Source organism: Rheinheimera tangshanensis (assembly GCF_014645135.1).
In the GTDB taxonomy this organism is placed as follows: domain Bacteria; phylum Pseudomonadota; class Gammaproteobacteria; order Enterobacterales; family Alteromonadaceae; genus Pararheinheimera; species Pararheinheimera tangshanensis.
This window is the reverse complement of record NZ_BMLH01000007.1, coordinates 1-25,168: the sequence shown is the minus strand read 5'-3', so window position 1 is coordinate 25,168 and position 25,168 is coordinate 1. Positions and strand designations below refer to the sequence as shown.

22 protein-coding genes are annotated in these 25,168 nt (G+C 46.6%); 11 read left to right on the top strand and 11 right to left on the bottom strand.

Annotated elements, in window-relative coordinates:
• Positions 1 to 26: 26 nt before the first annotated feature.
• From IEW88_RS13130 to IEW88_RS13115, 4 genes are all read left to right on the top strand, one after another.
• Positions 27 to 1,232 (top strand): aspartate aminotransferase family protein, encoded by a 1,206-nt coding sequence (locus IEW88_RS13130; RefSeq protein WP_147905468.1) that lies wholly within the window; start codon positions 27 to 29, stop codon positions 1,230 to 1,232.
• Positions 1,233 to 1,316: 84 nt separating this feature from the next.
• Positions 1,317 to 2,348, top strand: a complete 1,032-nt coding sequence (astA, locus tag IEW88_RS13125) for an arginine N-succinyltransferase (protein ID WP_147905469.1) — start codon at positions 1,317 to 1,319, stop codon at positions 2,346 to 2,348.
• Complete coding sequence (gene astD, locus IEW88_RS13120; protein ID WP_147905470.1) at positions 2,345 to 3,841, top strand: succinylglutamate-semialdehyde dehydrogenase; 1,497 nt, start codon at positions 2,345 to 2,347, stop codon at positions 3,839 to 3,841. The genes astA and astD overlap by 4 nt, the downstream gene beginning before the upstream one ends.
• An 84-nt stretch (positions 3,842 to 3,925) precedes the next feature.
• Complete coding sequence (locus tag IEW88_RS13115; protein ID WP_147905471.1) at positions 3,926 to 4,729, top strand: DUF1338 domain-containing protein; 804 nt, start codon at positions 3,926 to 3,928, stop codon at positions 4,727 to 4,729.
• A 23-nt stretch (positions 4,730 to 4,752) separates the two neighbouring features.
• Here IEW88_RS13115 and IEW88_RS13110 read toward each other — a convergent pair whose 3' ends face one another.
• Positions 4,753 to 5,307: a dienelactone hydrolase family protein gene (locus IEW88_RS13110; protein WP_147905472.1), complete on the bottom strand. Its 555-nt coding sequence runs from the start codon at positions 5,305 to 5,307 to the stop codon at positions 4,753 to 4,755.
• An 11-nt stretch (positions 5,308 to 5,318) separates the two neighbouring features.
• Entirely contained in the window at positions 5,319 to 6,185 is an 867-nt protein-coding gene (locus IEW88_RS13105) for an MBL fold metallo-hydrolase (RefSeq protein WP_147905473.1), read from the bottom strand.
• A gap of 204 nt (positions 6,186 to 6,389) precedes the next feature.
• On the opposite strand from IEW88_RS13105, the gene IEW88_RS13100 reads away from it, so the two are divergent.
• Complete coding sequence (locus IEW88_RS13100) at positions 6,390 to 8,696, top strand: methyl-accepting chemotaxis protein (RefSeq protein ID WP_147905474.1); 2,307 nt, start codon at positions 6,390 to 6,392, stop codon at positions 8,694 to 8,696.
• A 56-nt stretch (positions 8,697 to 8,752) separates the two neighbouring features.
• Here IEW88_RS13100 and IEW88_RS13095 read toward each other — a convergent pair whose 3' ends face one another.
• The 5 genes from IEW88_RS13095 to IEW88_RS13075 all read right to left on the bottom strand — a co-directional run bounded on the left by IEW88_RS13095 (position 8,753) and on the right by IEW88_RS13075 (position 14,875).
• Positions 8,753 to 10,063 carry a hemolysin family protein gene (locus IEW88_RS13095; RefSeq protein ID WP_147905475.1) on the bottom strand — a complete coding sequence of 437 codons (1,311 nt, stop codon included), beginning with the start codon at positions 10,061 to 10,063 and terminating at the stop codon, positions 8,753 to 8,755.
• 220 nt (positions 10,064 to 10,283) lie between these two features.
• Positions 10,284 to 11,168: a protease HtpX gene (gene htpX / locus IEW88_RS13090; RefSeq protein ID WP_147905476.1), complete on the bottom strand. Its 885-nt coding sequence runs from the start codon at positions 11,166 to 11,168 to the stop codon at positions 10,284 to 10,286.
• A 351-nt stretch (positions 11,169 to 11,519) separates the two neighbouring features.
• A complete protein-coding gene (locus IEW88_RS13085) occupies positions 11,520 to 11,987 on the bottom strand; it encodes a Dps family protein (protein ID WP_147905477.1) in 468 nt (155 codons plus the stop codon).
• A gap of 218 nt (positions 11,988 to 12,205) precedes the next feature.
• Positions 12,206 to 13,819: an ABC-F family ATPase gene (locus IEW88_RS13080; RefSeq protein WP_147905478.1), complete on the bottom strand. Its 1,614-nt coding sequence runs from the start codon at positions 13,817 to 13,819 to the stop codon at positions 12,206 to 12,208.
• A gap of 147 nt (positions 13,820 to 13,966) precedes the next feature.
• Positions 13,967 to 14,875 carry a DMT family transporter gene (locus IEW88_RS13075; protein ID WP_147905479.1) on the bottom strand — a complete coding sequence of 303 codons (909 nt, stop codon included), beginning with the start codon at positions 14,873 to 14,875 and terminating at the stop codon, positions 13,967 to 13,969.
• 121 nt (positions 14,876 to 14,996) lie between these two features.
• Here IEW88_RS13075 and IEW88_RS13070 point away from each other — a divergent pair, with 121 nt between their 5' ends.
• The 6 genes from IEW88_RS13070 to IEW88_RS13045 all read left to right on the top strand — a co-directional run bounded on the left by IEW88_RS13070 (position 14,997) and on the right by IEW88_RS13045 (position 22,976).
• Positions 14,997 to 16,439, top strand: coding sequence for an aminotransferase-like domain-containing protein (locus tag IEW88_RS13070; RefSeq protein WP_147905480.1), 1,443 nt, complete (start codon positions 14,997 to 14,999; stop codon positions 16,437 to 16,439).
• 53 nt (positions 16,440 to 16,492) lie between these two features.
• Entirely contained in the window at positions 16,493 to 18,355 is a 1,863-nt protein-coding gene (locus tag IEW88_RS13065) for a GNAT family N-acetyltransferase (protein ID WP_053425863.1), read from the top strand.
• Between the two features lie 3 nt (positions 18,356 to 18,358).
• On the top strand, positions 18,359 to 19,276 hold the full coding sequence (locus IEW88_RS13060) for a histone deacetylase family protein (protein WP_053425862.1): 918 nt from the start codon (positions 18,359 to 18,361) through the stop codon (positions 19,274 to 19,276).
• Positions 19,277 to 19,499: 223 nt separating this feature from the next.
• Positions 19,500 to 20,984 carry a TrkH family potassium uptake protein gene (locus IEW88_RS13055; protein ID WP_147905481.1) on the top strand — a complete coding sequence of 495 codons (1,485 nt, stop codon included), beginning with the start codon at positions 19,500 to 19,502 and terminating at the stop codon, positions 20,982 to 20,984.
• A gap of 1 nt (position 20,985) precedes the next feature.
• Positions 20,986 to 22,293 (top strand): sensor histidine kinase, encoded by a 1,308-nt coding sequence (locus IEW88_RS13050; RefSeq protein ID WP_147905482.1) that lies wholly within the window; start codon positions 20,986 to 20,988, stop codon positions 22,291 to 22,293.
• Positions 22,287 to 22,976 carry a response regulator transcription factor gene (locus tag IEW88_RS13045; protein WP_147905483.1) on the top strand — a complete coding sequence of 230 codons (690 nt, stop codon included), beginning with the start codon at positions 22,287 to 22,289 and terminating at the stop codon, positions 22,974 to 22,976. Before IEW88_RS13050 ends, IEW88_RS13045 begins: the two co-directional genes overlap by 7 nt.
• Positions 22,977 to 23,002: 26 nt before the next feature.
• Here IEW88_RS13045 and IEW88_RS13040 read toward each other — a convergent pair whose 3' ends face one another.
• The 4 genes from IEW88_RS13040 to IEW88_RS13025 form a co-directional block, all read right to left on the bottom strand.
• Entirely contained in the window at positions 23,003 to 23,314 is a 312-nt protein-coding gene (locus IEW88_RS13040; protein ID WP_185148661.1) for a hypothetical protein, read from the bottom strand.
• Between the two features lie 244 nt (positions 23,315 to 23,558).
• Positions 23,559 to 23,948 (bottom strand): hypothetical protein, encoded by a 390-nt coding sequence (locus tag IEW88_RS13035; RefSeq protein ID WP_147905485.1) that lies wholly within the window; start codon positions 23,946 to 23,948, stop codon positions 23,559 to 23,561.
• Between the two features lie 282 nt (positions 23,949 to 24,230).
• Positions 24,231 to 24,482 (bottom strand): hypothetical protein, encoded by a 252-nt coding sequence (locus tag IEW88_RS13030; RefSeq protein WP_147905486.1) that lies wholly within the window; start codon positions 24,480 to 24,482, stop codon positions 24,231 to 24,233.
• Between the two features lie 115 nt (positions 24,483 to 24,597).
• The gene (locus IEW88_RS13025) at positions 24,598 to 25,023 is read right to left on the bottom strand and encodes a hypothetical protein (RefSeq protein WP_147905487.1); all 426 of its coding nucleotides are present in this window, start codon (positions 25,021 to 25,023) and stop codon (positions 24,598 to 24,600) included.
• Positions 25,024 to 25,168 lie beyond the last annotated feature (145 nt).

Below are 25,168 nucleotides of genomic sequence, written 5' to 3'. Positions count from 1 at the left end.
ACACAAAGTATTAAGGTAGAATATCAATGCAAGTCAGCAGATCTTTATTCGATGAAGTCATGGTTCCTAACTACGCACCATCTGCAGTGATCCCGGTCAAAGGTTTGGGTTCCAGAGTATGGGATCAAAACGGCCGCGAGTTTATCGACTTCGCAGGCGGTATAGCTGTGAACTGTTTAGGTCATTGCCATCCTGCATTAGTGGGTGCTTTAAAAGAACAGGCTGACAAGTTATGGCATTTATCAAACGTGATGACTAACGAGCCAGCTCTTATTCTGGCGCAAAAACTGGTCAACGCTACTTTTGCTGAAAAAGTCTACTTTGCCAATTCAGGAGCTGAAGCGAACGAAGCTGCGTTAAAACTGGCTCGCCGCTTTGCTAAAAATGAGTTTGGCGATCATAAAACCCAAATTATCGCCTTCAAACAAGGTTTCCACGGCCGTACTTTCTTTACTGTAACTGTAGGTGGCCAACCTGCCTATTCAGACGGTTTTGGTCCTAAACCTGCCGATATAGTGCATGCTGAATACAACAACCTGGCAAGTCTTGAAGCACTGATTTCTGACAACACCTGCGCAGTAATGTTAGAGCCGTTGCAAGGTGAAGGCGGTATCATTACGCCAACCTCTGAATTTATTCAGGGTGTGGCTGCTTTATGTAAAAAGCACAATGCATTGATGATTTTTGACGAAGTACAATCTGGTGTAGGCCGTACCGGTCAGTTGTACGCTTACATGGGTTTAGGCGTAGTACCTGATATTCTGACCACGGCCAAAGCCTTAGGTGGCGGTTTCCCTATCGGCGCTATGCTGACCACCACCGCTATCGCAAAACATTTAGTCGTAGGTACACACGGTTCGACTTATGGTGGTAATCCACTGGCTTGTGCTGTAGGTATTGCTGCTTTTGATACGGTGAATACGCCTGAAGTATTAAATGGCGTAAAACAGCGCGAGCAATTGTTCCGTGAAGGTTTAGCAGCTATTAATGCTAAATACGATGTGTTCAGTGAAATTCGTGGTCAGGGCCTGTTATTAGGTGCGGCACTGAATGACAAGTATCAGGGTAAAGCCCGTGACTTTATGCTGGCTGCAGCTGATGAAGGTTTAATGATGTTAGTCGCAGGCTACAGTGTTATTCGTATGACTCCGTCACTAATCATTCCGGAAGCTGACATAGCTGAAGGTTTCAAACGTCTTGAAAAGGCTGTAGCTAAAATGGTACAGGCTTAAGCCTGGCGCGGGGAGCTGATTCAGTTCCCCGATTTTTGTCAAAAACTTTCATAAAAACAAGAACTACGCAGGAATACTGAATTTATGTTGTTGATCCGTCCTATCCGACAATCGGATTACCCTGTCCTGATGCAAATCGCGATTGAATCAGGTGCCGGTTTTACCTCTTTGCCGGTCAATGAGCAAAAATTGCAGGCGAAAATTGCCCGTTCAGAGCAAAGTTTCGCAACTGCCGTTGAGGCCATGGGCGATCAGGGTTATTTGTTTGTATTGGAAGATACCAGCACAGGTGAAATAGTTGGCACCTCAGGGATAGAAGCCTCAGTTGGTCTGGAAAATCCGTTGTACCATTTCCATAAAAGCACCGTAGTGCATCACTCCAAAGAGTTAGATGTATTTAAACAAGTTGAGGTACTGACCATGTGTAACGACTACACAGGGGTATCTGAGATTTGTACGCTGTTTTTACGCGAGCCTTATCGTCAGGGTTTAAACGGCCGCTTTTTATCCAAAGTGCGCTTTTTATTTATGGCTGAGCATCCAAAGCGTTTCTCCAAAATGGTGATCGCAGAAATGCGTGGTGTAGCAGATGAATCAGGCCTGCCCCCTTTTTGGAAATGGCTGCAGTCCTATTTTTTCAGTATCGACTTCCCTACTGCCGATTATATGATTGGTGTTGGTAACAAAGGCTTTATTGCCGATCTGATGCCGCGCCATCCAATTTATGTCAGCTTGTTGCCTGAATCTGCACAACAAGTGATAGGTGAAGTGCATGAAAACACTAAACCTGCGTTAGCTCTTCTGGAAAACGAAGGTTTTTTCCACCGTGGTTATGTTGATTTATTCGACGGTGGTCCAACGGTGGAATGTCAGTTAAAGCAAATTAAGTCAGTGCGTAACAGTCACAAAATGAAAGTACGGGTTGCACCTGTTGAAGGCAATGCGACCCTTGCCATTTGCAATACGCAGACGGCCAATTTTCGTGCTGTATTTAGTAAAAATGCTGCCCTGAATGACAATCACGAACTGGTGATCAGCCCTGAATTAGCGGAAGCTTTGATGGTCAGTAATGGCGATTCTGTGCGTTACCTCTCTTTAGAAAAGGCAGTGAAATGAACGAAGTAAATACAAAAGCAGCTTCAAAAGCAACAGTGCAGTTTATCGAAGGTCAATGGCAAGCCGGTTTTGGTTTAGCTTTTCAGTCTGTAAACCCGGCAACAGGTCAAGCCATTTGGCAAGGCAACAGTGCTGATGAAGCGCAGGTACATCAGGCTTTATTGGCAGCTCGTCAGGCTTTTTATCGTTGGTCGGCATTGTCTCTGGCTGAGCGTCTGGTTGTGATTGAAAAATTTGCAGCCTTGCTGCAAGAAAACACCGAAACCATGGCGCGGACCATTGCCGAAGAAACAGGCAAAGCCTTATGGGAAAGCCGTACAGAAGTGGCGGCCATGATAGGTAAAATCGCTATATCCAAGCGAGCCCATGAAGAGCGCACTGGCACGGTGGAAAACCCTATGCCTGGCGCAAAGGCCTTTATCCGCCATAAACCCCATGGAGTGGTTGCGGTATTTGGTCCTTATAATTTCCCCGGTCATTTACCAAACGGCCATATAGTTCCGGCTTTGATCGCAGGTAACGTAGTGGTATTTAAGCCCTCTGAGCTCACTCCAAAAGTAGCGGAATACACTGTGCAGTTATGGCAACAGGCAGGTTTACCTGCAGGCGTGCTGACCTTGTTGCAAGGTGAAGTCACTACAGGCAAGGCTCTGGCGGCGCATCCAGAGCTGGATGGCTTATTTTTTACCGGTAGTTCAGGCACAGGGCATTACCTGCATCAACAGTTTGCCGGTCAGCCAGGTAAAATCCTGGCATTGGAAATGGGTGGTAACAACCCACTGATTATCAAAGATGTTGCCAATATCAAAGCTGCGGTGCATGACATTATTCAGTCAGCTTTTATCAGCTCTGGTCAACGCTGCACCTGCGCCCGTCGCTTGTTTGTGCCCAACACCGCCAATGGTGATGCAATTTTGGCAGAGCTGGTTGCTGCAACGAAAAATATCAAAGTAGCTGATCCTTTTGCTGCAGAACAGCCTTTCTATGGCGCGATGATTTCTGCCAAAGTGGCACAAGACATGGCGAAAGCTCAGCAACAGCTATTTGAGATGGGCGCTAAAGTGTTAGTTGAACTGACGTTGCCTGAAGCTCATGGTGCTTATGTCACACCTGGTATTCTGGATGTGACAGGCGTAAACGGCATTCCGGATGAAGAACATTTTGGTCCGCTGTTAAAAGTCTATCGATACGATGATTTCGAACAGGCGATCCAGCAAGCAAATCACACCAAATATGGCTTGTCTGCAGGTTTACTGGCGGATTCTGCTGATGATTATCAGCTGTTTTTTAAGCAGATCCGTGCAGGCATAGTCAACTGGAACAAACCTATCACCGGAGCCTCCAGTGCGGCACCTTTCGGTGGTATAGGCGCCAGCGGCAATCACAGAGCCAGTGCTTATTACGCAGCTGATTATTGTGCCTACCCTGTCTCTTCAGTTGAAGCCGAACAGGTGGTATTGCCAGCAACCTTAAGTCCGGGTTTAGTGCTATAAAACTGAACCAGATCAAAACAATAAGCCGGTATAGTCATTACACTTGCCGGCGAGAACACCCTAATCAACAGAGCAGGACTCGTTATGCATACTGATGTGAAAGAACTGTTTAACCAACTGTGGGCGAACTATCTGGAAGTGACCCCATCGGCGAAAAAAATTCATGCCATTTTAGGCTCGTCACAACAAGACGACGTGATCAATGACCATATTGCACTTCGTACTTTTAACATCGAAAAAGTAGGTTTGGACAAGCTCGCAGCTCACCTGCTGGCTTTGGGCTATACCGAAGGTGGTGAATACCATTTTGAAGCGAAAAAACTCTATGCCAAACACTTTGAGCATAAAGATCCAACGCTGCCAAAAGTCTTTATCTCTGAATTGCTGTTAGAGAAGTGCTCTGAAAAGCTGCAAAGCATAGTGCGTACACTGGTTGATCAAATCCCTGAAGAAGCGATCACTGCTGATAACTTCCTGTATTCAGGCCGTCACTGGACTATTGATCAGCAAAGTTACGAAACCTTATTAGCTGAAAGTGAATATGCCGCCTGGATGTCAGTCTGGGGTTACCGTGCTAACCACTTTACTGTCAGCGTCAATGCACTGAAGAATTATGAGACCTTAGAGTCAGTGAATCAGGCACTAAAAAACGCGGGTTTCCCGTTAAACACCTCAGGTGGCGAAATCAAAGGCACACCAGAAGTCTTACTGGAACAGTCTTCAACTTTAGCAGACGAAGCACCGGTGCAATTTACTGATGGCACACGTAATATTCCAAGTTGCTTCTACGAATTTGCCCGTCGTTACCCTATGGCCAACGGCCAGTTGTACGGTGGTTTTGTCGCCGCTTCGGCCGATAAAATTTTCGAAAGCACCAACGTGCGTTAATAGCTAACCGTCTATTCTGACCACTAAAGGCTGGATAAATATCCGGCCTTTAATTTATTCCAATAGACCTGCGCTGCATCAGCATGATAGCCCTTAGACAACAGATTCATAAAACCATGTGAATAAGGTACAAGGCTTTGTTGCAGGTTCATTTTACCTGCTAAATCATCCATCACATCCAGCACGGAAAAATGTGTTTCTTCGGCAAATATCAGCTCTGTTGGGTAAAGCGGTTCTACATGCGTCATTTGACGAATTTGTCCGCCATAAAAACCAACACAATGTGCAATGGTGAAATGCTCTACGACCAGGTTCGCCCAGCAGGCTGCGGCACCAGCACTAAAACCTACTAAAAATACAGGTTCTGTCTGGGCTTGAAGCACGTCCCCTAGTTTGTTGCTGTAGGCCTCCAGTCCACCATACGTCAGAAAATACTGATAAGCTTCATGATCGTCGCTAAAAGATGGGGGCCGATGATCATAAGGTTGCACACAAAGATAATTCAAACCCAGCTGGTCAAATTGCAAAAGCACTTCAGGCTGAGCGCCAAAAATATCAGTCACTATCACCAGTGGCATACACTATATCCTTATCGAAACAAATTCACCGGGAGTTTTAAATACACAGTGCCGTTATCTTCGGCAGCCGGGAACTGCCCTGCCCGCACATTGACCTGTACCGATGGTAATATCAACTTTGGCATGCTCAGGGTTTTATCTCTTGCCCTGCGCATAGCTATAAACTCCTGTTCGCTGGTGCCTTGTTTTAAATGGACATTCAGCTTCTTTTGCGCCGCTATTGTGGTTTCACAAGCAAATTCATCCCGGCCGGGCGCTTTGTAATCATGGCATAAAAACATCCGGCTTTGCTCCGGCAGCTGATAGAGCCTTTGAACCGAGTTATATAAGGTTGCGGCATCGCCGCCCGGAAAATCGCAACGCGCGGAGCCATAATCTGGCATAAACAAAGTGTCACCGACAAAGACTGCATCCCCTATGCAATAACTGACACAGGCCGGTGTATGGCCTGGGGTGTGTAGCACAGAGCAGCGAATGGTTCCGAGTATAAATTCCTCGCCATCAGCAAATAGTTTATCAAAAACTGAGCCGTCAGGTTTTAAGTCTTTCAGGTTAAAGACCTGACTAAACAGCTGCTGTACTTCAGTAATACGCGAGCCTATCGCAATACAACCCCCCAGCTGTTGTTTCAGAAAAGCCACCGCAGACAGATGATCGGCATGCACATGAGTTTCCAGTAACCACTGTACTGTCAGGTTATGTTGTTTGACTTTAGCAATGATCTGCTCCGCAGAACCCGTACTGCTGGTTCCGGACGCTGCATCAAAATCCAACACCGGATCGATCACCGCAGCCTCTTTGCTTAGAGGATCCCACACCAAATAACTATAGGTGAAGCTTTGAGGCTCAAAAAAAGCATGGACAATAGGCTGCTGCATAAATCATCGCTACGGGTAGACTGAACAAAAGATTGTTTATCTTAGCAAAGCTTTTTCATTCCATAAAGGAATAAGCTTATTACTAAACTCTACTTGAAGAGCGATAATTCAGCAGCCGTGGTAACGGTTTCTGAATTGTCATAATTCTGCAACCAACCAACTCTACTCTGCCTGTGCCTGAAACCTTGTGGAGATAGCTGTTGTATGAATATCGCCAGAAAACTAACTATTGGAGCTGGTGTACTTACCATCATGGCCGTGATTTTATCTGCCAGTACCAGCGGATTATTAGCTTTACAAGACAGCTCGGACGCTGTCTATCAGAGTGCAGAACAACAATTTCAGGCTCTTGCCGCCAGCCGGCATACTATGCTGCAAACCCAACTTAACGGCCAGCAGCAGTTACTGAACGTATTGGCTCATAACCGACTGACGCAAGAAGCCATTTACAGCTTTAAAAACCCTTTTGTTTCCTACAGGTACGAAGTTTCAGCACCTAACCTGGATAGTCTGAAGCAGCAAATGAATGCCTGGTACAGCACTAAATACCAGCCCTACTACCAGACTCAGACCCAAGGCTTATCGATCAATACCAAAGATTGGCTTGAGAAAGCCAAATTTGAGACCTTGCTACTGCAAAAGTTTTATGTGGCCGAAAATCCTCAACCGTTAGGCAAACAGCAGTTGCTGGAAGATCGCAGCGATGGTTCCGTTTATGGTCAGCAGCACAAAAAATACCACAGCAGCTTTAAGGAAATAGTCGATCGTTATGGCTTTCAGGATTTACTGTTGATAGATGCCAACAGTCTGGACATTCTATACAACGTTAATAAAGGCCCGGTATTTGCCAGCAATTTACAAAATGGCGCTTTTGCCGACACTGAACTGGCAAAACTTGCCAAGAGCTTACAACAAAACCCTAAAGCAGGTCTGCAAATCTCCGCCATCAGCGCCTTTAATGGTTCTTTCCAACAACAAGTGCTGTTTTTTGGCGTACCCGTGTTTCATCCAAACAGCGGCGACACTCCGGTGGGCTTTTTAATAGCTCAGTACCCTGTCAGTCGTTTTACAGATTTGATAACCGGAAATCAAAAATGGCAGGATTTAGGGTTAGGCCAGACCGGTGATTTGTATCTGGTGGATGAAGAACACAGACTGGTGACTGAATTACGCCCCTATTTAACCGATAAAACCCGTTTCATTGCAGAGTATCCACAGTTTAAAGCCGGGCCTTATGGTTTAGGTGGTCAGGCTACACTTCGATTACCGCAAATTAAAGATGCTTTAGCAGGCCAGTCAGGTGTAGCCGAAGCTGAAGATTATCGAGGCATAGAGTCCCTGATCAGTTGGCGTCCTCTGCAAATTGGCCATCACCAGTATGCTCTTATTGTGCAGCAAGACTTATCAGAACGTATGGAAGCGGTCGGTACAATTCGAACTAATCTGATTTTAAGTACTCTTGTGGCTGTAGTGATTCTGGGTGTGCTGGTCGTAGCACTGGTGTATTTATTAGCCCAGCGCTTTGCTAAACCTATGCTGACTTTGCATCAGCGTATTGAACAATCCGCACAATTTCATGATTTATCTGCACGTTTTCATTTAAATACCCGAGATGAGCTATCAGATATTGGTGTTGCGCTGAATACGTTATTTGGCTCTTTTGGCACGCTAGTCGCCAAACTCACCAGTACATCCGAACAGAGCGCCTCTGCTGCAACTCAGAACTTGCAAATCAGTCTGGAATGCAAAAGTTCAGCTATGCAACAAGGTACTGCGATCAGCGACTTGCAACACCAATCACAGCAGCTGGATCTGCAGCTACAACAATCGGCAGAACAGCTACGCATCAGCGCTGAACAGGCGAATTATGCTAACCAGCAAGCTGATGCAGGTTTTCAGGCCGTGGATAAAGTGGCAAGCTCAATGCGTCATCTGGCCGACCAAGTCAGCTCTTCCAGCCACAGCATGGACCAACTGCGCTCTGCTGCTACAGACATAGTTACCGTGCTGGATACAATTCAAGGGATCTCAGAGCAGACCAACCTGCTGGCCCTGAATGCTGCCATTGAAGCAGCCAGAGCGGGAGAACACGGCCGCGGTTTTGCAGTCGTAGCTGATGAAGTACGGCGTTTATCAGGCAGCACCCGTCAGGCCACCATGGAAATTCAGCAAATGCTGAACCGTCTGATGAGCACAGTGGACGAAACCGCGCTGGATTTAGCCAAAGAACGACAAAGCGCAGAGCTTTGTGTCGTAGGCTCAGAGCAGGCACAGCAGTCGTTAAGTGAAATTAAACAACTGATTGCGCAGGTGAGCACTGCAACATCCACTATCGCCCTAGCCAGCGAGCACCAAGTGCAGCAGAATCGGCAAATGCGCGACGAGCTAAGTGCAGTACAAGCTTTGGCCGCTCATACCGAACAAGCGATGGCAGAGCTTCATATCACAGCAAAACAACAGGAATTACTTGCCGCTGAATTATTGAGTAATGCCAAAGTATTCAGAGTCTAAGGTTCTGAAACTAAAAAGCCCCTGTCAGGGGCTTTGCTTTATAACGGAAGTACTGGTTAATCCTGCAACTCGTCTTCGGATTCTTCGTACGGAATTTTTTGCGCCAGTACTTTATCCACTCGTTTGCCATCCATATCAACAATTTCCAGACGCCAGCCAGCAATCTCAACAATATCCGCAGTTTGTGGAATTTTACCCAACTCGTACATCAGCAAACCATTTAAGGTTTGATAGCGTCCTTCTTCCTCGTCCTGCAGTTTTCTGATATCCAACGCATCTTTTAAATCAATGATTGGAATTAAACCGTCGAGTAATAAAGAACCATCCTGACGACGGATCACCATCTGATCATCTTCATCATCCTGAGCAAACTCACCGGTTAAAGCGTCCATCATGTCCTGTAAGGTCACCATCCCTTTTAGATCGCCGTATTCGTCCACCACAAATACCATTTGCGAACCGCTGGTTCTGAAATGCTCCAGCAGCTCCATACCGGACAAACTATCAGGCACGTAGTTACAAGGTTTAACTAACGAGGCGATATGGATCTCTTTACCCGAGATAGATTGCGCCAGCAGCTGTTTGGCTGACACCACCCCTACTATATCGTCAAGATTATTACGACAAACCGGAAAACGTGAATGTGGCGCCTGCATCACGACCCGTAAATTGTCTTCCAGTGACTCACTGACATCTAAAAATACGATATCTGAACGTGGCACCATTAAAGAAGAAATAGAACGCTCGTCCAGACGGAATACGTTTTTCACCATGGCATGTTCGTTGTGTTCAATCACACCAGCGGAGGAACCTTCCTGCAGCATGGCCTGAATATCTTCATGAGTCACATTATCTTCCATCTGGTGATTAAAGCCCAATGCACGCATCAGACTATGGGTAGACCCCGATAACATCCAAACAAAAGGTTTAGTGGCAATAGCCAGTACAGTCATAGGTTTAGACACCAGACAGGCTATAGTTTCTGCGCTAATTTGGCCTATACGTTTAGGGACCAGCTCACCTATCACAATAGAGACATAAGTGACGATAATAACCACAAGTACAGTAGAGACCACGCTGGTGATCTCGGCTGAAATACCAAAACTCTGCAACCACAAGGATAAAGGCTCAGCCAGAATAGACTCACCAAAAATACCGTTGAGGATACCGATAGAGGTTATGCCTATTTGCACTGTTGATAAAAACTGGGTAGGGTCTTCTGCAAGTTTTAGTGCCGCTTTAGCCGTGCTGCTGCCACTATGTGCCATTGCCGTTAAGCGGGATTTACGCGCTGTAACAATAGCTATCTCTGACATCGCAAACAAACCATTGAGCACTATCAAACCCACAAGAATAAAAATTTCCATAAATCAGTATTAAGCTCCGGTTATTCCAAAAGTAGCGACAGTTGCCTTGTAACTAAGTAGCATCGGTGGATATGGCACTTATCTTAGTGATTTGCCCATAGTAGTAAAGTAACTTTTAGGTTTTGCCTTATCCGCGCAAAGATAAACCGTGCCCAAAAGAAAAACGACTCTGTAGTAAACCACAGAGCCGCTGTTCTGAACGGAAAATTAAACTTCGATGTTAGCCTTCAAATGAACGGCTTTGCAAAGCAGCAATACGTTTATCCAATGGCGGATGGCTCATAAATAGCTCTGAAGCTGCGGGTTTAGTGGCTAAACCAAAGGCGGTCATGGAGCCTTGTAACTGACTCTCATGGTTTCCTTTTAAACGCTGTAGCGCCGCAACCATGCTGGCTGAGCCAACTAAACTCGCAGCACCGGCATCTGCTTTGTATTCACGCTGACGGGAGAACCACATGACGATGATGCTCGCCAGCACACCAAAGATCATTTCCAGCACAAACACAGTGATCATATAACTCAGACCTCCTCCCTGGCTTTGTTCTTCGTCACTGGAACGGAAGAAGTTGTCGATAATACCAGCCACAACCCGGGCGAAGAAAATAACGAAGGTATTCACTACACCCTGGATCAGCGTCAGCGTTACCATATCGCCGTTGGCGACGTGAGATACTTCATGCGCCAGTACGGCCTCAGCCTCCTGTTGCGTCATCGCATGCAATAAACCAGTGCTAACAGCTACCAACGCATTATTACGGCTCATACCCGTAGCAAAGGCGTTAATTTCAGGCGAGTCGTAGATAGCCACTTCTGGCATAGCAATACCAGCTTGTTTCGCCTGACGCTGCACAGTGCTGACCAGCCAGTGCTCGGTCGCATTGGAAGGTTCTGTGATAACTACTGCACCAGTGGAGCGTTTTGCCATCCACTTGGACATAGCTAACGAGATAAAAGATCCACCAAAACCAAACACAGCAGCAAATATCAGCAAGCCACCCATGCTACGGTTATCTATACCAAAGACCTTAAACACAATACTTAAAACGATACTCAGCACTAACATCACAGCTAAGTTGGTGATTAAAAATAGCACTATACGTTTCATAACAACCTCTGCAATTCAGCTATCCCACTAAGTTCAATACTCTTGTTGCTAAAAAAGCCCCTGTTTCATTGCTGTAACAGGGGCAAGGGCGGATTTATATCACCACAACAAGTACGTATTGGTTCTGCCCAACCCAATAGTTGCTGCTCGGCTCTCTATCGGGTTATTCAGGGAACGCAGCCATCATAGGCTGGGGAGCTATATAAGGTAAAATCGAATATAACTGTCAAATACACAGTTTATAACTAACATTAATCAGTGGAAGATAACGAATAGTGAAATAAAAAGCCTGTCGGGAGTGAACCGGACAGGCTTTGATTTTATTCGAAACGATATGGACTCTATAAAGTGTTAACCTAACAAGCTTCTAAGCATCCAGGCATTTTTTTCATGCACCTGCATACGTTGAGTTAATAAATCCAGCGTTGGTTCGTCTGATGCTTTGTCCGCTACAGGCACTATAGAGCGCGCTGTTTTGGCCAAAGCTTCCTGACCTTTCACCAGATCTTTAATCATGTCTTGTGCCGATGGAATACCGTCAGCTTCCTGAATACTGGTCAGTTTGGCGAACTCTTTGTATGAACCAGGGGCGAACTCACCTAAGGCGCGAATACGCTCTGCAATTAAATCCACAGCAAGCGCCAGCTCTGTGTACTGAGTTTCGAATAAAACATGCAGGGTCTGGAACATAGGACCGGTCACGTTCCAGTGATAGTTGTGCGTCTTTAAATACAGAGTGTAAGTGTCAGCCAATAATGTCGCCAAACCATGTGCTATGGCTTTACGATCGTTTTCTTCAATGCCTATATTAATTTTCATAAGAAACTCCGTGTTGCGCTAAATAACTTAGTTACCCTATCACATCTGAAACAACTGGCTCAAATGTACAAAGGCTTATGCTGTTCTAGATCAATGGGATTACAAATTGGATAAAACAAGGCATTCAATGAAATTAGCCCATCACAAGACTAAAAAAAGACTCCTCGTCAGACACAAAAAAGCCGGCATCAGCCGGCTTTTTAACAATACAATTCAAATTAAGAGCGAGCAGCCAGTTCAGCTTGCTGTACTAAGTAATCTTCGTAAGTACCAGCGAAGTTACGTACGCCGCTGTCCGTCATTTCAACGATACGGGTCGCCAGTGACGACACAAATTCACGGTCGTGGCTGACAAAAATCAGTGTGCCTTTGTACATTTCCAGTGCCATGTTCAGGGATTCAATAGATTCCATATCCAAGTGGTTGGTCGGTTCGTCCATTACCAGAATATTTGGTCGTTGCAGCATCAGCTTACCAAATAACATCCGGCCTTTTTCCCCGCCTGATAACACCCGTGTTGGCTTGGCGATGTCATCCTGAGAAAACAATAAACGACCTAAAATGCCACGGATAGCTTGTTCATCGTCTGACGGCTGTTTCCACTGACTCATCCAGTCGAACAGAGTCATATCTTTTTTCTCGCCTTCAAACTCGTACTCATGGTCCTGAGCGTAATAACCAATATTGACGTTCTCAGACCATTTCACTATGCCTTTGTCAGCAGTTAAATCGCCGACTAAACATTTTAAGAAGGTGGTTTTACCTATACCGTTGGTACCAAGAATGGCGACCTTCTCCCCGACTTCAATGGTCAGATCAAGGTTTTTCAGAACGTGCAGATCATCAAAGCTCTTGTTTAACTCTGTCACTTCTAAGGCTAAACGGTACAGCTGCTTTTGCTGATCAAAACGGATAAATGGGTTCACTCGGCTGGAGGCTTTGACTTCAGCCAGCTGAATTTTATCAATTTGTTTAGCACGTGAAGTAGCCTGACGTGCCTTCGAGGCGTTGGCAGAGAAACGACTGACGAAGGTTTGCAGTTCGGCTATCTGAGCTTTTTTCTTGGCGTTATCAGACAATAAGCGTTCACGCGCCTGAGTGGCCGCTGTCATGTATTCGTCGTAGTTACCCGGGTAAACACGCAGCTCGCCGTAGTCTAAGTCAGCCATATGAGTACAAACGCTGTTTAAGAAATGACGGTCGTGCGAAATAATAACCATGGTGCTGTTACGTTCAGCCAGGACTTCTTCTAACCAACGGATAGTGTTGATATCTAAGTTGTTGGTCGGTTCGTCCAGTAACATGATTTCAGGGTCAGCAAATAACACCTGAGCCAATAACACCCGCAATTTCCAGCCCGGAGCAACAGAAGACATCAGGCCAAAATGCTGTTCAACCGGGATACCCACGCCTATCAATAATTCGCCAGCACGGGATTCAGCGCTGTAGCCGTCCATTTCACCAAAAGCGACTTCCAAGTCGGCGACACGCATACCGTCTTCTTCACTCATATTTGGATCAGCATAGATACGGTCACGCTCTTCTTTTACTTTCCACAATTCAGCATGACCCATGATCACTGTGTCTATCACAGTGTATTGCTCGAAAGCGAACTGATCCTGGTGCAACTTAGCTACGCGGTGATTCGGTTCAACAAAAACGTTGCCCGAGCTCGGATCTAACTCTTTGCTGAGGATCTTCATAAAGGTTGATTTACCGCAGCCGTTGGCGCCAATCAAACCATAGCGGTTGCCGTCGCCGAATTTAACGGAGATATTTTCAAAAAGCGGCTTAGCGCCAAATTGCATCGTAATATTTGCGGTAGAAATCACAGTGTTTTTGATCCAACAAAGAGTCATATACAAGCTATGCTGTTGGTATCAAACCTTCCAGCACAGCCCCAAAAATAGCGCGCCACTATACGCTTTTTTAACGCTAAACTCAAAGTATCTCTGGTTTATATGACTGTTTTACTACACTCAGCCAAAACGTCGGCCTAAAGCTATGCATCCCACCACAGTCAACGCCAATATCCAGTGGATCCATTGCAGTGGTTCCGCCAGTAATAGCGCAGACAAGACCAGTCCGCTAAAAGGCGATAACAGCTGCAATTGACTGACTTTCGCAATGCCGCCGATAGCTAAGCCTTTGTACCAACAGAAAAAGCCGATAAACATGGTAAAGACCGACAGATAGCCCAGCGCCAGCCAGGATTGCAAAGATACAGCAGCATAATCAGGCTGATAAGCCCAGACCCAGGGCAGCAGAACTGGAATGGACATCACCAGTGCCCAGCAGATCACCTGCCAGCTGCCGAGTTCTTTGGATAAAATAGCCCCTTTGGCATAACTAAAACCGCATAAAAAACTCGCTAACACCAGATAACCATCAGCGAGCTGAAAAGGGCCAGTGCTGTGCTGTAACGCATAAAGCGCAACACAAGCAGCCCCCAGCAGTGCAAACAGCCAAAAGCCAATGCGTGGCCATTGTTTAGTTAAATAGGCGCCAAAAAAGGCGGTAAAAAGTGGCATCACACTGGTCACCAGAATGCCGTGGCTGGCTCCTACCTGTTGCAACGCCAAAGCAGATAACACCGGATAAGCAAAAACAGAACCCAAAGCCACCAATGACAGCCCATACCACTGTTTTGCGCTAGGTAATTTTTGTCTGGTCACCAGCAGCAGTATCAAAGCCAAAAGTGCTGCTATTAAAGCCCTGCCCGCGCCAACAAAAACCGGCGGCATATCAAGCACGGCCATCCGGGTGGCAGGTAAACCTGCAGAGAACATCAGCATGCCTAAACTGCCAAACCACAAGCCTTGCATCAATGGCTTTTGCCAAAACGACAAGCTGCTTTGATCTTGTGGTGAAGCAGAGACTACGGACATGACAAATACTCCTAGAAGCGGCTGGACAGTCAGCCAACTTCAGTTAGTATACAAAGCTTACAACCATGACAATCAGGACAGTTGGCATTAAAGCTTACTTGACTGTACAGGTAAAAACTCCATGACAATTGCATTAGCGCAGTGGCAACTGGATAAAGCCAGCAAAGAAAGTTTTAGCAGTCAGTTGTATCTACAGGCACAGCAGGCTATTCAATCTGGCCGCTGGGCAGCAGGTGCAAGGCTGCCTTCCATCCGGCTTTTAGCTGCGCATTTAGCGATCAGTAAATTTACTGTGGCAGAACTCTATGAAAAGCTATCTGCCGCTGGTTTAGTCCGCTCTCAGCCCGGCAGTGGCGTTTACGTCAGCCGGTTAACCGAACAACAGCAACAACAACTGGAATCCAGTGCCAGCCAAAGTAGCAGACAGCAGGATGTCGCCCTGATGCGCCAGACTTTGCTGCGTGAACCTCACTGGATCAAAGCATCAGCGGGTTGGTTATCACCGGAGTGGATGCCGGATCAGGAAATACGCCAGGCAATGCGTGAATTGGCGCGCCAGCCTCAGTCTTTAACCGACTATGGTCCGGCTCAGGGCTATTTTCCGTTGCGTCAGTATTTCACTCAGCGTTTAGCTCAGCTATCTATTGCCACTGAACCGGCACACATTCTGCTGACCTACAGCGCCTCTCATGCGCTTGACTTGGTGTTTCGTTTGCATCTGAAACCAGGCGATTGGGTGATGGTGGACGACCCAGGCTTTTATAACTTCTTTGCTTTGTTGCGTTTGCATCAGGTGCAGCTGCTGGTGGTGCCCCGCGCTAAAGAAGGGCCAGATTTAGTTGTCATGCAGCGCCTGGTGCAGCAATTTAAACCCAGGGCCTATTTAACCAATTCAGTGCTGTCGAACCCTGTGTCTTTAAGTATCCAGCCGGCCCGTGCTTTTGCCGTGTTGCAACTGCTGCAACAGCATCAGTGTTTATTGATTGAAGACGATATTTACGCTGATTTTGAAACCCAGCCGGTATCGCGTTACACCTCAATGGCGGGGTTCCAATCGAACAATGGCTTTGAAATCATCTATGTGGGTAGTATGTCGAAAACATTGTCTGCTGATGTGCGGGTAGGTTTTATTGCTGCAGCGCCCGCTACTATTGCTGCCCTGACTGATTTAAAACTCATCAGCGGCATATCCACCTCTACTACCATGGAGCGTTTGGTGCACGTACTGCTAACAGGTGGCGGTTATCGCCGTCATCTGGAACAGTTAAAACGTCGCTTGCAGCAGGCTCGCAGTCTGGTATTTTCGAAATTAAAACAATTGGAGTGTCAGTTATGGGCAGAGCCATCGGCAGGTTTTTTGTGTTGGGTCAAACTGCCAGCAGGCGTTAGTAGTAGTCTATTGTCTGAACGCTTACAGCAACGTCAGGTAGTATTGGCACCGGGCTCACAGTTCAGCACCCTGCCCGATGCTGATCAGTACACGCGGCTTAATGTGGCACAGTGTCTGGATGAAGAATTTTGGCGGATATTGGCAGAGGAATTGCGCCAGGCAAAATCGACTTAAGTCGCACTGACAAATCAGTTGTATTCTGACAAGCTGAAGAAAAAGGATGCCGTATGGCCAAAACATCAGATAAATCGCCGGCAAAATCGCTGGACTGGAGTGCACTGCTGCAATCCGGTAATCGTATTTTTATTGGCTCCCACGCCGCCGCGCCTCAGGCATTGCTCGCCGATTTAATGGCGCGCAGTAAAAACCTGCATGATATAGAGCTGGTGCAACTGATGGTGCTGGCGGATAACTGCTGGGCAGAACAACGATACAGCGATTTATTTAAAATCAATGCGTTATTTATTGCCGGTGACAAAGTCCGCAGTGCTGTCGCTGAAGGGCGAGCTGACTACACCCCTTGTTTTTTATCTGAAGTCCCGGCGCTTTTTAAAAATGAAATTCTGCCGTTAGATGCGGCTTTGGTGATGGTGAGCCCGCCCGATGCGTTTGGTTATTGCTCCTTGGGCGTCTCTGTAGATGCCGTATCCGCTGCTGTGCGTTCAGCGAAAACAGTGATAGCGCAAATTAACCCTAAGATGCCGCGCACCAATGGCTACACTTTTATTCATCAAAGCCAAATTCACGCCTTTATTGAACAAGCCGAAGATTTGCCTGAATTACCGGCGCCACAACTGGATGAAGTCACAGAACGTATTGGTCAGTATGTATCGATGCTGATTGAAGATGGCGCGACCTTGCAACTCGGCATAGGTAAAATTCCTGAGGCTGTTTTACGTTATCTCGGTAACCACAAAGATTTAGGTGTGCACTCTGAAGTGATTTCAGACGGAGTGATGGAATTGATCACTAAAGGCGTGATCAACAACAGAAAGAAAACCTTTCACCCAGGCAAAACCGTCACTAGTTTTTGTATGGGCAGCAAAGCCTTGTACGACTTTGTTGATGGCAACCCTCATGTCGAGTTTTACCCCAGCGAATATGTTAATTCACCAACCAATATTGCCCGTAACGACGCCATGATTGCGATTAACAGCGCCATAGAAGTCGACTTAACAGGCCAGGTGGTGTCGGATTCGATTGGTCACAAATTTTACAGCGGCATTGGTGGTCAGGTTGATTTCAGCCGCGGAGCCTCAATGAGTAAAGGTGGCAAACCTATTATTGCGCTGCCTTCTACGGCTAAAAACGGCACAGTCTCACGCATAGTCGCCACTATCACCGAAGGTGGCGGCGTGGTTACCTCTCGTGGCCATGTGCATTATGTGGTGACTGAATTTGGCGTCGCCTCACTGCGAGGTAAAAGTATCCGCGAACGCGCGCTGGAACTAATTCGTGTTGCTCATCCTAAGTTTCGTAAACAACTGCTGGATGAGGTGCGAACCCGTTACTGGGTACCACATTATCAAAAAGACTACCCTAAAGATGTGGTCGAGCTTGGCAAAGTAGGCGTAAAAACCTTAACCATAGCCGGGGAGCAGTTTGATTTGCGAGCCTTAAACCCTGCTGACGAACGCCGTTTGCAGGAGTTTTTTTACTCCCATACTAAAGAAACCTTGCTTTTGCGGTACAACCACCATCCCAAACAAATGAGCCGGGAGAAGTCCTGTACTTTAGTCAGTGTCGATCAGTCCCGCGATTTGGCGCTTTGTATTGTCAAACAACAAGGCTCAGTGCTGGAAATTCAGGCTGTAGGCCGTTATTACCTGAATGAAACCGACAATAGCGCTGAAGTGGCTTTTGTAACCCGGGAAAAACAACACGGCAAAGGCATGGCTAAACGTCTGCTGGAAGAAATGATCAAAATAGCCAGAATGCGCGAACTCAACCGCATGCTGGCTTATGTAAGAGCCGACAACAAACCGATGCAAAAGGTGTTTGAAAAAGCCGGTTTTAAGCGTATCGCCAGTGGCGACCCGGATGAAGTTTATTTAGAGCTGCTATTAAAAGTGGCTGAACCAGAGAAGTAGCCAATGAGTTTAGTCATCTTCAGCCATGGCCGTTGTTTGTCCTACGACGTAGGCCACGATCATCCGGAAGCCGCATCCCGTATTCACGCCGTACAAGATCAGCTGTTAAGTTCCGGTCTGGAATTTGTGGTGCAACAACGCGACGCCAGTCCAGCCACTCGTGAGCAGTTATGTTTAGCCCATTGCCCTGCTTATGTTGATCATGTTTTTGATGCAGTGCCAGATACTGGCCATATCTGGCTGGATGATGACACACAGGCCAATGCAAAATCACTCAACGCCGCTTTGTATTCAGCAGGTTCTGGCATTAATGCAGTAGATGCGGTGATGCAACAGCAAGACACTCAGGCCTTTTGTTTAATACGACCGCCTGGTCATCACGCGGAATACAAAGCCGCCAAAGGCTTTTGTATGTTTAATAATATCGCCATAGCCGCTGCTTATGCCATGCAGCAGTATCAGTTGCAGCGCGTGCTGATTGTCGATTTTGATGTGCACCATGGCAATGGCACTGAAGATATTTTTCAGCAGGAGCCCAGAGTCAAATTTTTTTCCTCTTTTCAGCACCCGTTTTACCCCTACACTGACCCTGTCAGTCATTCACCCTCTATTGTCAAAATGCCTTTGGCCGCTGGCACTACTGGCGTTTTGTATCAACAGCGTTTTACGCAGGAATGGCTGCCTTTGATGCACGAGTTTCAGCCAGAGTTGGTATTGGTGTCCGCTGGTTTTGATGCGCATATGGAAGATGATATGGGCCAGATGAAACTAACAGAACTGGATTATTTATGGTTAGGCCAGCAGTTGAAACAGATTGCAGACCAGCATTGCAGTGGCCGCTTAGTCTCTATGCTCGAAGGTGGGTATGAACATAGCCCGCTGGCGCGTAGTGTTGTGGCCTACTTAAAGGGGCAGTTGTAACAATCTGCGGGCGTGGATAAACCTTTTCAGGTTTGGGTGTCGGGCCATGGCTTGTCCCGACCCATCCATCTGCACCAGGGTATCATGAGACTATTTCCAGTTTCCCTAAGTAATTGGAGTTGCAGCTTTAAGTACGCCGGGATAAATCCTTATACAATCTTTATAACCTGCCCTGAGCCAAAGCATTAAAATTCAATGGTTGTTTCAAGCCGGATAAAATTTTATGGCCGCCACTTTGGTGCTGGGTTCTGCAGTAAAAAGCTCAAGTCGTTACCTGATGTACAGAGTTTTAGGGCATTTGTTGCTGATGTTATCTGCGGTCAAGCTGGTCGCTATGGCGGTATCCATTATTTATAACGAAAGCAGCTTTTGGGTGTTTTTGGGCTCTGCTGTTTTTACCGCATCTCTGGGTTATACATTGGTGTACAAAGGCCGAGATGCCAAAGATATTAAACACCGGCAATTGTTTTTACTGACGACCTTAAGCTGGCTGGCGCTTTGCGTGTTTTCGGCCATTCCGTTATGGCTTATCGTACCCAACTGTACTTTAACAGACGCAGTGTTTGAAACCGTCTCCGCTGTCACCACCACAGGCTCCACCGTATTTGCCGGGTTAGATAACATGCCCAAAGGTGTTTTATTCTGGCGCGCTGTACTGAACTGGATGGGAGGTATAGGTATTATTGTGATGGCGATTGCCATTTTACCTGCGCTGAAAATTGGCGGCATGCGGTTATTTAAAACCGAAAACTCGGATACTTCAGATAAAATTTTACCGCGTAGCTCTACCCTGTCCGCCGCTATTGGCTTTGTCTATCTGGTTCTGACCGCTTGCACTATGACCACCTATTATCTGGCTGGAATGACTGGCTTTGACGCTATTACTCATGCCATGACAACTGTAGCTACAGGTGGTTTTGCCAACTACGATTCCTCTTTTGGCATTTACAAGGATTCGCCGCAAATTTTCTGGTTTAGCAGTTTCTTTATGATGCTGGCTGCTATGCCTTTTGTGCTTTTTGTAAGTTTAGCCAAAGGCGATAAAACCTCTTTGTGGCGCGATCCTCAGGTACGGACCTTTGTTGCCATAGTGTTGTTTTGCAGTGTGCTGCTGACTGTCTATCAGGTGGTGCATAACGACAGAGCCGTATTTGATGCCCTCACCCATAGCCTGTTTAATGTAGTCTCCATTATCACCACCTGCGGTTATGCCTCAGAGGACTACACGGTCTGGGGCAATATGGCCATTATGCTGTTTTTTTACTTAACTTTTGCTGGCGCTTGTTCGGGTTCTACGTCCGGTGGTTTGAAAATATTCCGTATTCAATTAGCTGCTATGTTACTGATTAAACAATTAAAATTGCTGGTGCATCCCAAAGCTGTCTGGAGCCAAAGTTATGGTGGTAAAAAAGTGGATGACCAGTTGTTAGGTAACGTTTTAGCCTTTTGTTTTATCTATTTTGCTACCATAGCCTTCATCGCTATGGCGTTATCCTTTTGTGAGCTGGACTTAGTTACCGCAGTGACGGGAGCTGCAACGGCTGTGGCCAACGTCGGCCCTGGCCTTGGCAGCATTATTGGCCCTGCTGGTAATTTTTCGACTTTGCCGGATGCGGCCAAGTGGTGGTTGTGTTTAGGCATGTTAATGGGACGACTGGAAATTTTGACCTTACTCATTTTGTTTACTCCTTCCTATTGGCGGTACTAAGATGGCCAAATTATGGACACTGCGTTACGTGCAAGAGCTGGCCGGAACTTTTCTACTTCCACTCGTCATCATACTGCTGTGTTTACCGCTGCGTGACTGGATAAGCCCAACAGATGTCGCCATGCTGCAATTGTTGTGGGTAGCCTGGCAGGCGCAACAATACGGCTGGCGCTGGGCCAGTTTAACCACCTTAGTGTCAGTGCTTGTGCTGAACTGGTGTTTTGTGCCGCCCTATTACACTTTTGATGTACACGATGCCAGTTTCTTGATCAGTTTTGTGGTGATGGTGTTGCTGGGTTTGCTGATAAGTCTGCTGTCTGACCGCTCAAAACAACAAGTCAAACGCTTGCGTTATGCCATGTCTCAAACCCGTGGCATGTTTATGCTGGCCAAAGGTTTAGGGCAAAGGCAGGACTGGCAAAAACAATGCGCTTACACAGCCAAATTATTAAGTCGTCGTTTAGGGGCCTCAGTGCAACTTGTTGCGGGGCCACAGCCGCAAGTAACCACTGAGCAAGCGTTGCTTGCGGTGGGTTCTCCGGCTGTAGCCTGGATTGTAGTGCCAGAGTGTTTTTTATCCAGCCACCCAACTTTATTGCATACAGCACAGTCGTTATTGGCGCAAAGTTATGCCAGGCTGGAACTGAGTGAAAAAGCGCAGCAGGACAGAGTCAAAGCTCAGCTGGAACAACAAAAAGCTATGTTGTTACGCTCGTTATCCCACGATTTACGCACCCCTTTGGCCACCATTATGGGCGCGTCCAGTATGCTGGCCGATCCACAGTTGCAACTGAGTACAGAACAACGTCAGCAGCAAGCGCAGAATATTTACCAGCAAAGCCAGATTTTAAATCAGCATTTTGAAAAGGTACTGGAGCTCAGCAAAGCCCAACTGAGCACTCATCGTATTCAGCACTGCGATTTCAGTTCCGACGATTTAGTGGCTGGCGCTTTGGCCAGGCGTGGCGACCAAGCAGCAGAACTCAGCACTTATTTAATGTGTAACGCAGCGACACCTTTAAAAGGTGATTTAGAGCTGCTGGAAATAGCCTTAGCCAATATGCTGGAAAATGCCTTGCGTTACGGTGCTGCACCTTTTGAGTTAACTATCGGACAAACCGCCTCGCACTGTTTTGTCCGGTTAAGTAACGGCCTCAAGTCTGTTGCCCCCGCAGCCCGTGATAAAGGCCATGGTTTAGGGCTTAATATTTGTCAGGCAGTGGCTGCTTTGCATCAAGGCAAATTTGAATTACACACTGACTCAACATCAGAAAAAGTAACGGCAGTGTTGGAGTGGCCACTATGCTAAATACCACAACCAATACCGTACGTTTATTGGTGCTTGAAGACGACCCAGGCTTACAAAGCTTTTTACAGACGCTGCTGCAAAGTCAGGGTTATCAATGCCAGCTTCATGCCGAAGGCCAACACGGCTTCGAGCTTTTAAAAGAACATAGTTTTGATTTAATTCTGTTGGATTTAGGCTTGGCCGATATGGATGGCATTGAGTGGTTACAACAACTGCGCAGCTGGTCCGAAGTGCCGGTGATAGTCATCTCTGCCCGGGGTAAAGAGCAGGACAAAGTGCGGGCGTTAGACTCCGGCGCGAATGACTATGTCACCAAACCTTTTAGTTCAGCTGAATTGCTAGCCCGGGTTCGGGCCGCATTACGACAACAACAAAAAACCGCTAAGCCTTTAGCTTTTGCCGATATTAAGCTGGATCCGGTGCAACGTGTCGTCACCAAAGCGGGTGAACAAGTGCACCTGACCAAAACCGAATACGATATTTTATTGTTGCTGGTGCGCCACTTAGGTTCAGCTTTGACACATAATCAGATTTTGCAGCAGGTTTGGGGCGAACATTACCAGGACAGGCCCGAATACATTCGCGTACATATGGCGCAGCTAAGGCAAAAACTGGAAGACAATCCGTCGGCGCCACGGCATCTGAAAACTGAAGCCGGGGTTGGTTACCGGCTTTGCGAGTAGTCAGCTCCTGAGCCCTCTTCGCAGGGCTACGTGGCTTTAGTGTGATCGGAATGTTGTTGTTTGTATTGATCAAGCAAAGCCTTAGCATCCATCACATCCAAACCTGTCTCCTGACGTATCAGCCAAATCCCTTCTCTTTCTTTCACCTGAAGCAATTGTTGACGCAACTTTTCCGGTAACTGCTCTAGCCAGTCAAACTTCAGTCCTTGCTGGTTAAGTAATAAATCAAGTTTGGCCTGCAGCATAAACAATTGCTTTTTATGCTCAAAATGTAACGCCAACACATAAAGGCAAAGCGCCACCAACATGATAAACATCAGTTCTATACTGTCTTCCACCATCAGCTCCTTGCAGGTTTAACAAAAGCTGATCTCAGTATAGAAAAAAGCACGAAAGATGCTACACATCATTAACAGTAAAATAACTTTTACCGCATTTCACTTTTTTACTGTCAGCTTCTGGTTAAGCATGATGAAACAACAGCATCAACAACCTGTTGGATTCAGGTGTGGTCACTGGCGCTACTGCCAGGCCCTAAGAGCTGTGCCGCGCACCATGAATACGCTGGGCAGCTCACCTTTACTATAATGTACCTTTTGTATACTTCCCTTGCATAAGCCCACAGCTGGATTCGAGCCCTGCCGCTTCATCAGCCGATCGTTTATAGTAAAAAAAGACAGTTTGTGCGGTGTTTGAATGATCACATTTCGCCTGAAAAGGCACAGGACAGCTGGATAAATAACTAATCTTGGCCGCTGGCCCACCCATAGAAACCACAGCTTGCGACAAGCCCTCACATTGAGCCTTAAAATCACCAGCCGCCATACCTGCATTTTGTATGCAGTCTTTAATATCCAGCTTTACCCCCATAAAATCCGCATTGGTCTCAAGCAAGCAGGCTTCATTAGCTAAGGCGTGAGTGCCCGATAATAAGAGCGCAAAGATTGAGCTTATCAATAGACTTTTTGGCATAGTAAACCTCATCAATAGGGTATGTTGACTAGTGTTCTTTGCACATACAGCTTTGCATAAGAGTGCGAACTGACTTTGAACGCCTGTAGCGTCAGTCCTTGTCTTGCGCCTAAAATACCAGGCTGATTCAGCTTCTATGAGTTTGAGGAAAAAGACCAGAAAATTTAGCGGAAAATAGCTCGAATAATGGGACGCGGGGCAAGACTTAACCCCGTTGGTTCTTCTGAAATATCGGGGCAAGGGGCAAGACTTGACCCCATTGGTTGTGACCATTGGTTTGTTTTATTCACGACTGCTACGATCAATGTAACTGGCAAATAGATAAACAGATATGCCTCCAAAAATAGCGATACAGCCCCAATACCAATAAGGATCATCCTGAGGAGTAAAGCCGCCACTTCTGCCAAAGGTTTGTTCCGTTAACAGCATATAAACTGTTAGCGCTGCAAATATCATAGAAGTATTGAGGCATCGCCCTGCAGACCACGGTTTATCCTCTTGGTCCGGCAACTCCTCATGTTTTTTCTCGCTCATTATTGACTGCTCCGAAAACTAACGCCGCCAGCAGCGGCAAAAACTTGATGGCACTTTTATTGCGCCGTTTGCAAAAAAAGTGACAGCGAGGTTTTGTCCGATTTGACTGGCCTTGTTAGCCGCGACCTTTTTCATCATCAATAAATGGCTGCCCTGGCAACTTGTTTCCGCACCATGGACAAAAGCTAAAAAACTCAAAACCAAATTCCCTATCTGGTTGGTCAATCATCCACAATCGCTCATCTCGAAAGTGACGTGATATGAGGTGTATACCATCTTCCTTTGGTTCTTCAACAGCAACAAACATCTGCGGGCAGCAATACCGAGTTAACCGCTCCATTCGCTCTCTATCTTCAGCACTAGTTAGATCACGAATCCAAGATTTACACTTCATGCATGTTTGGATGTGTTCTACAGCTTCTTGTCCGTCCTTTGTTCCATCATTCGGAAATCCATCTGAGCCAAATAAAATCATGGGGGCTAGATGATCTATAACTCCCCAATCCAAAATGTATGTTCGTGACTTTGTGCAAGTATTCATGGTTCTCCGTGGGACGGCTAACTTTTTAGCGTCTTATCCGGCGTTCACGACGGATAAGCGTCTGTTGAACGGTGGGCGCGCCCTTCATTGGTACATTTGATGCTAATGGAATTTGTATATTTAGGGAACAGCTGCTTGCAAGATT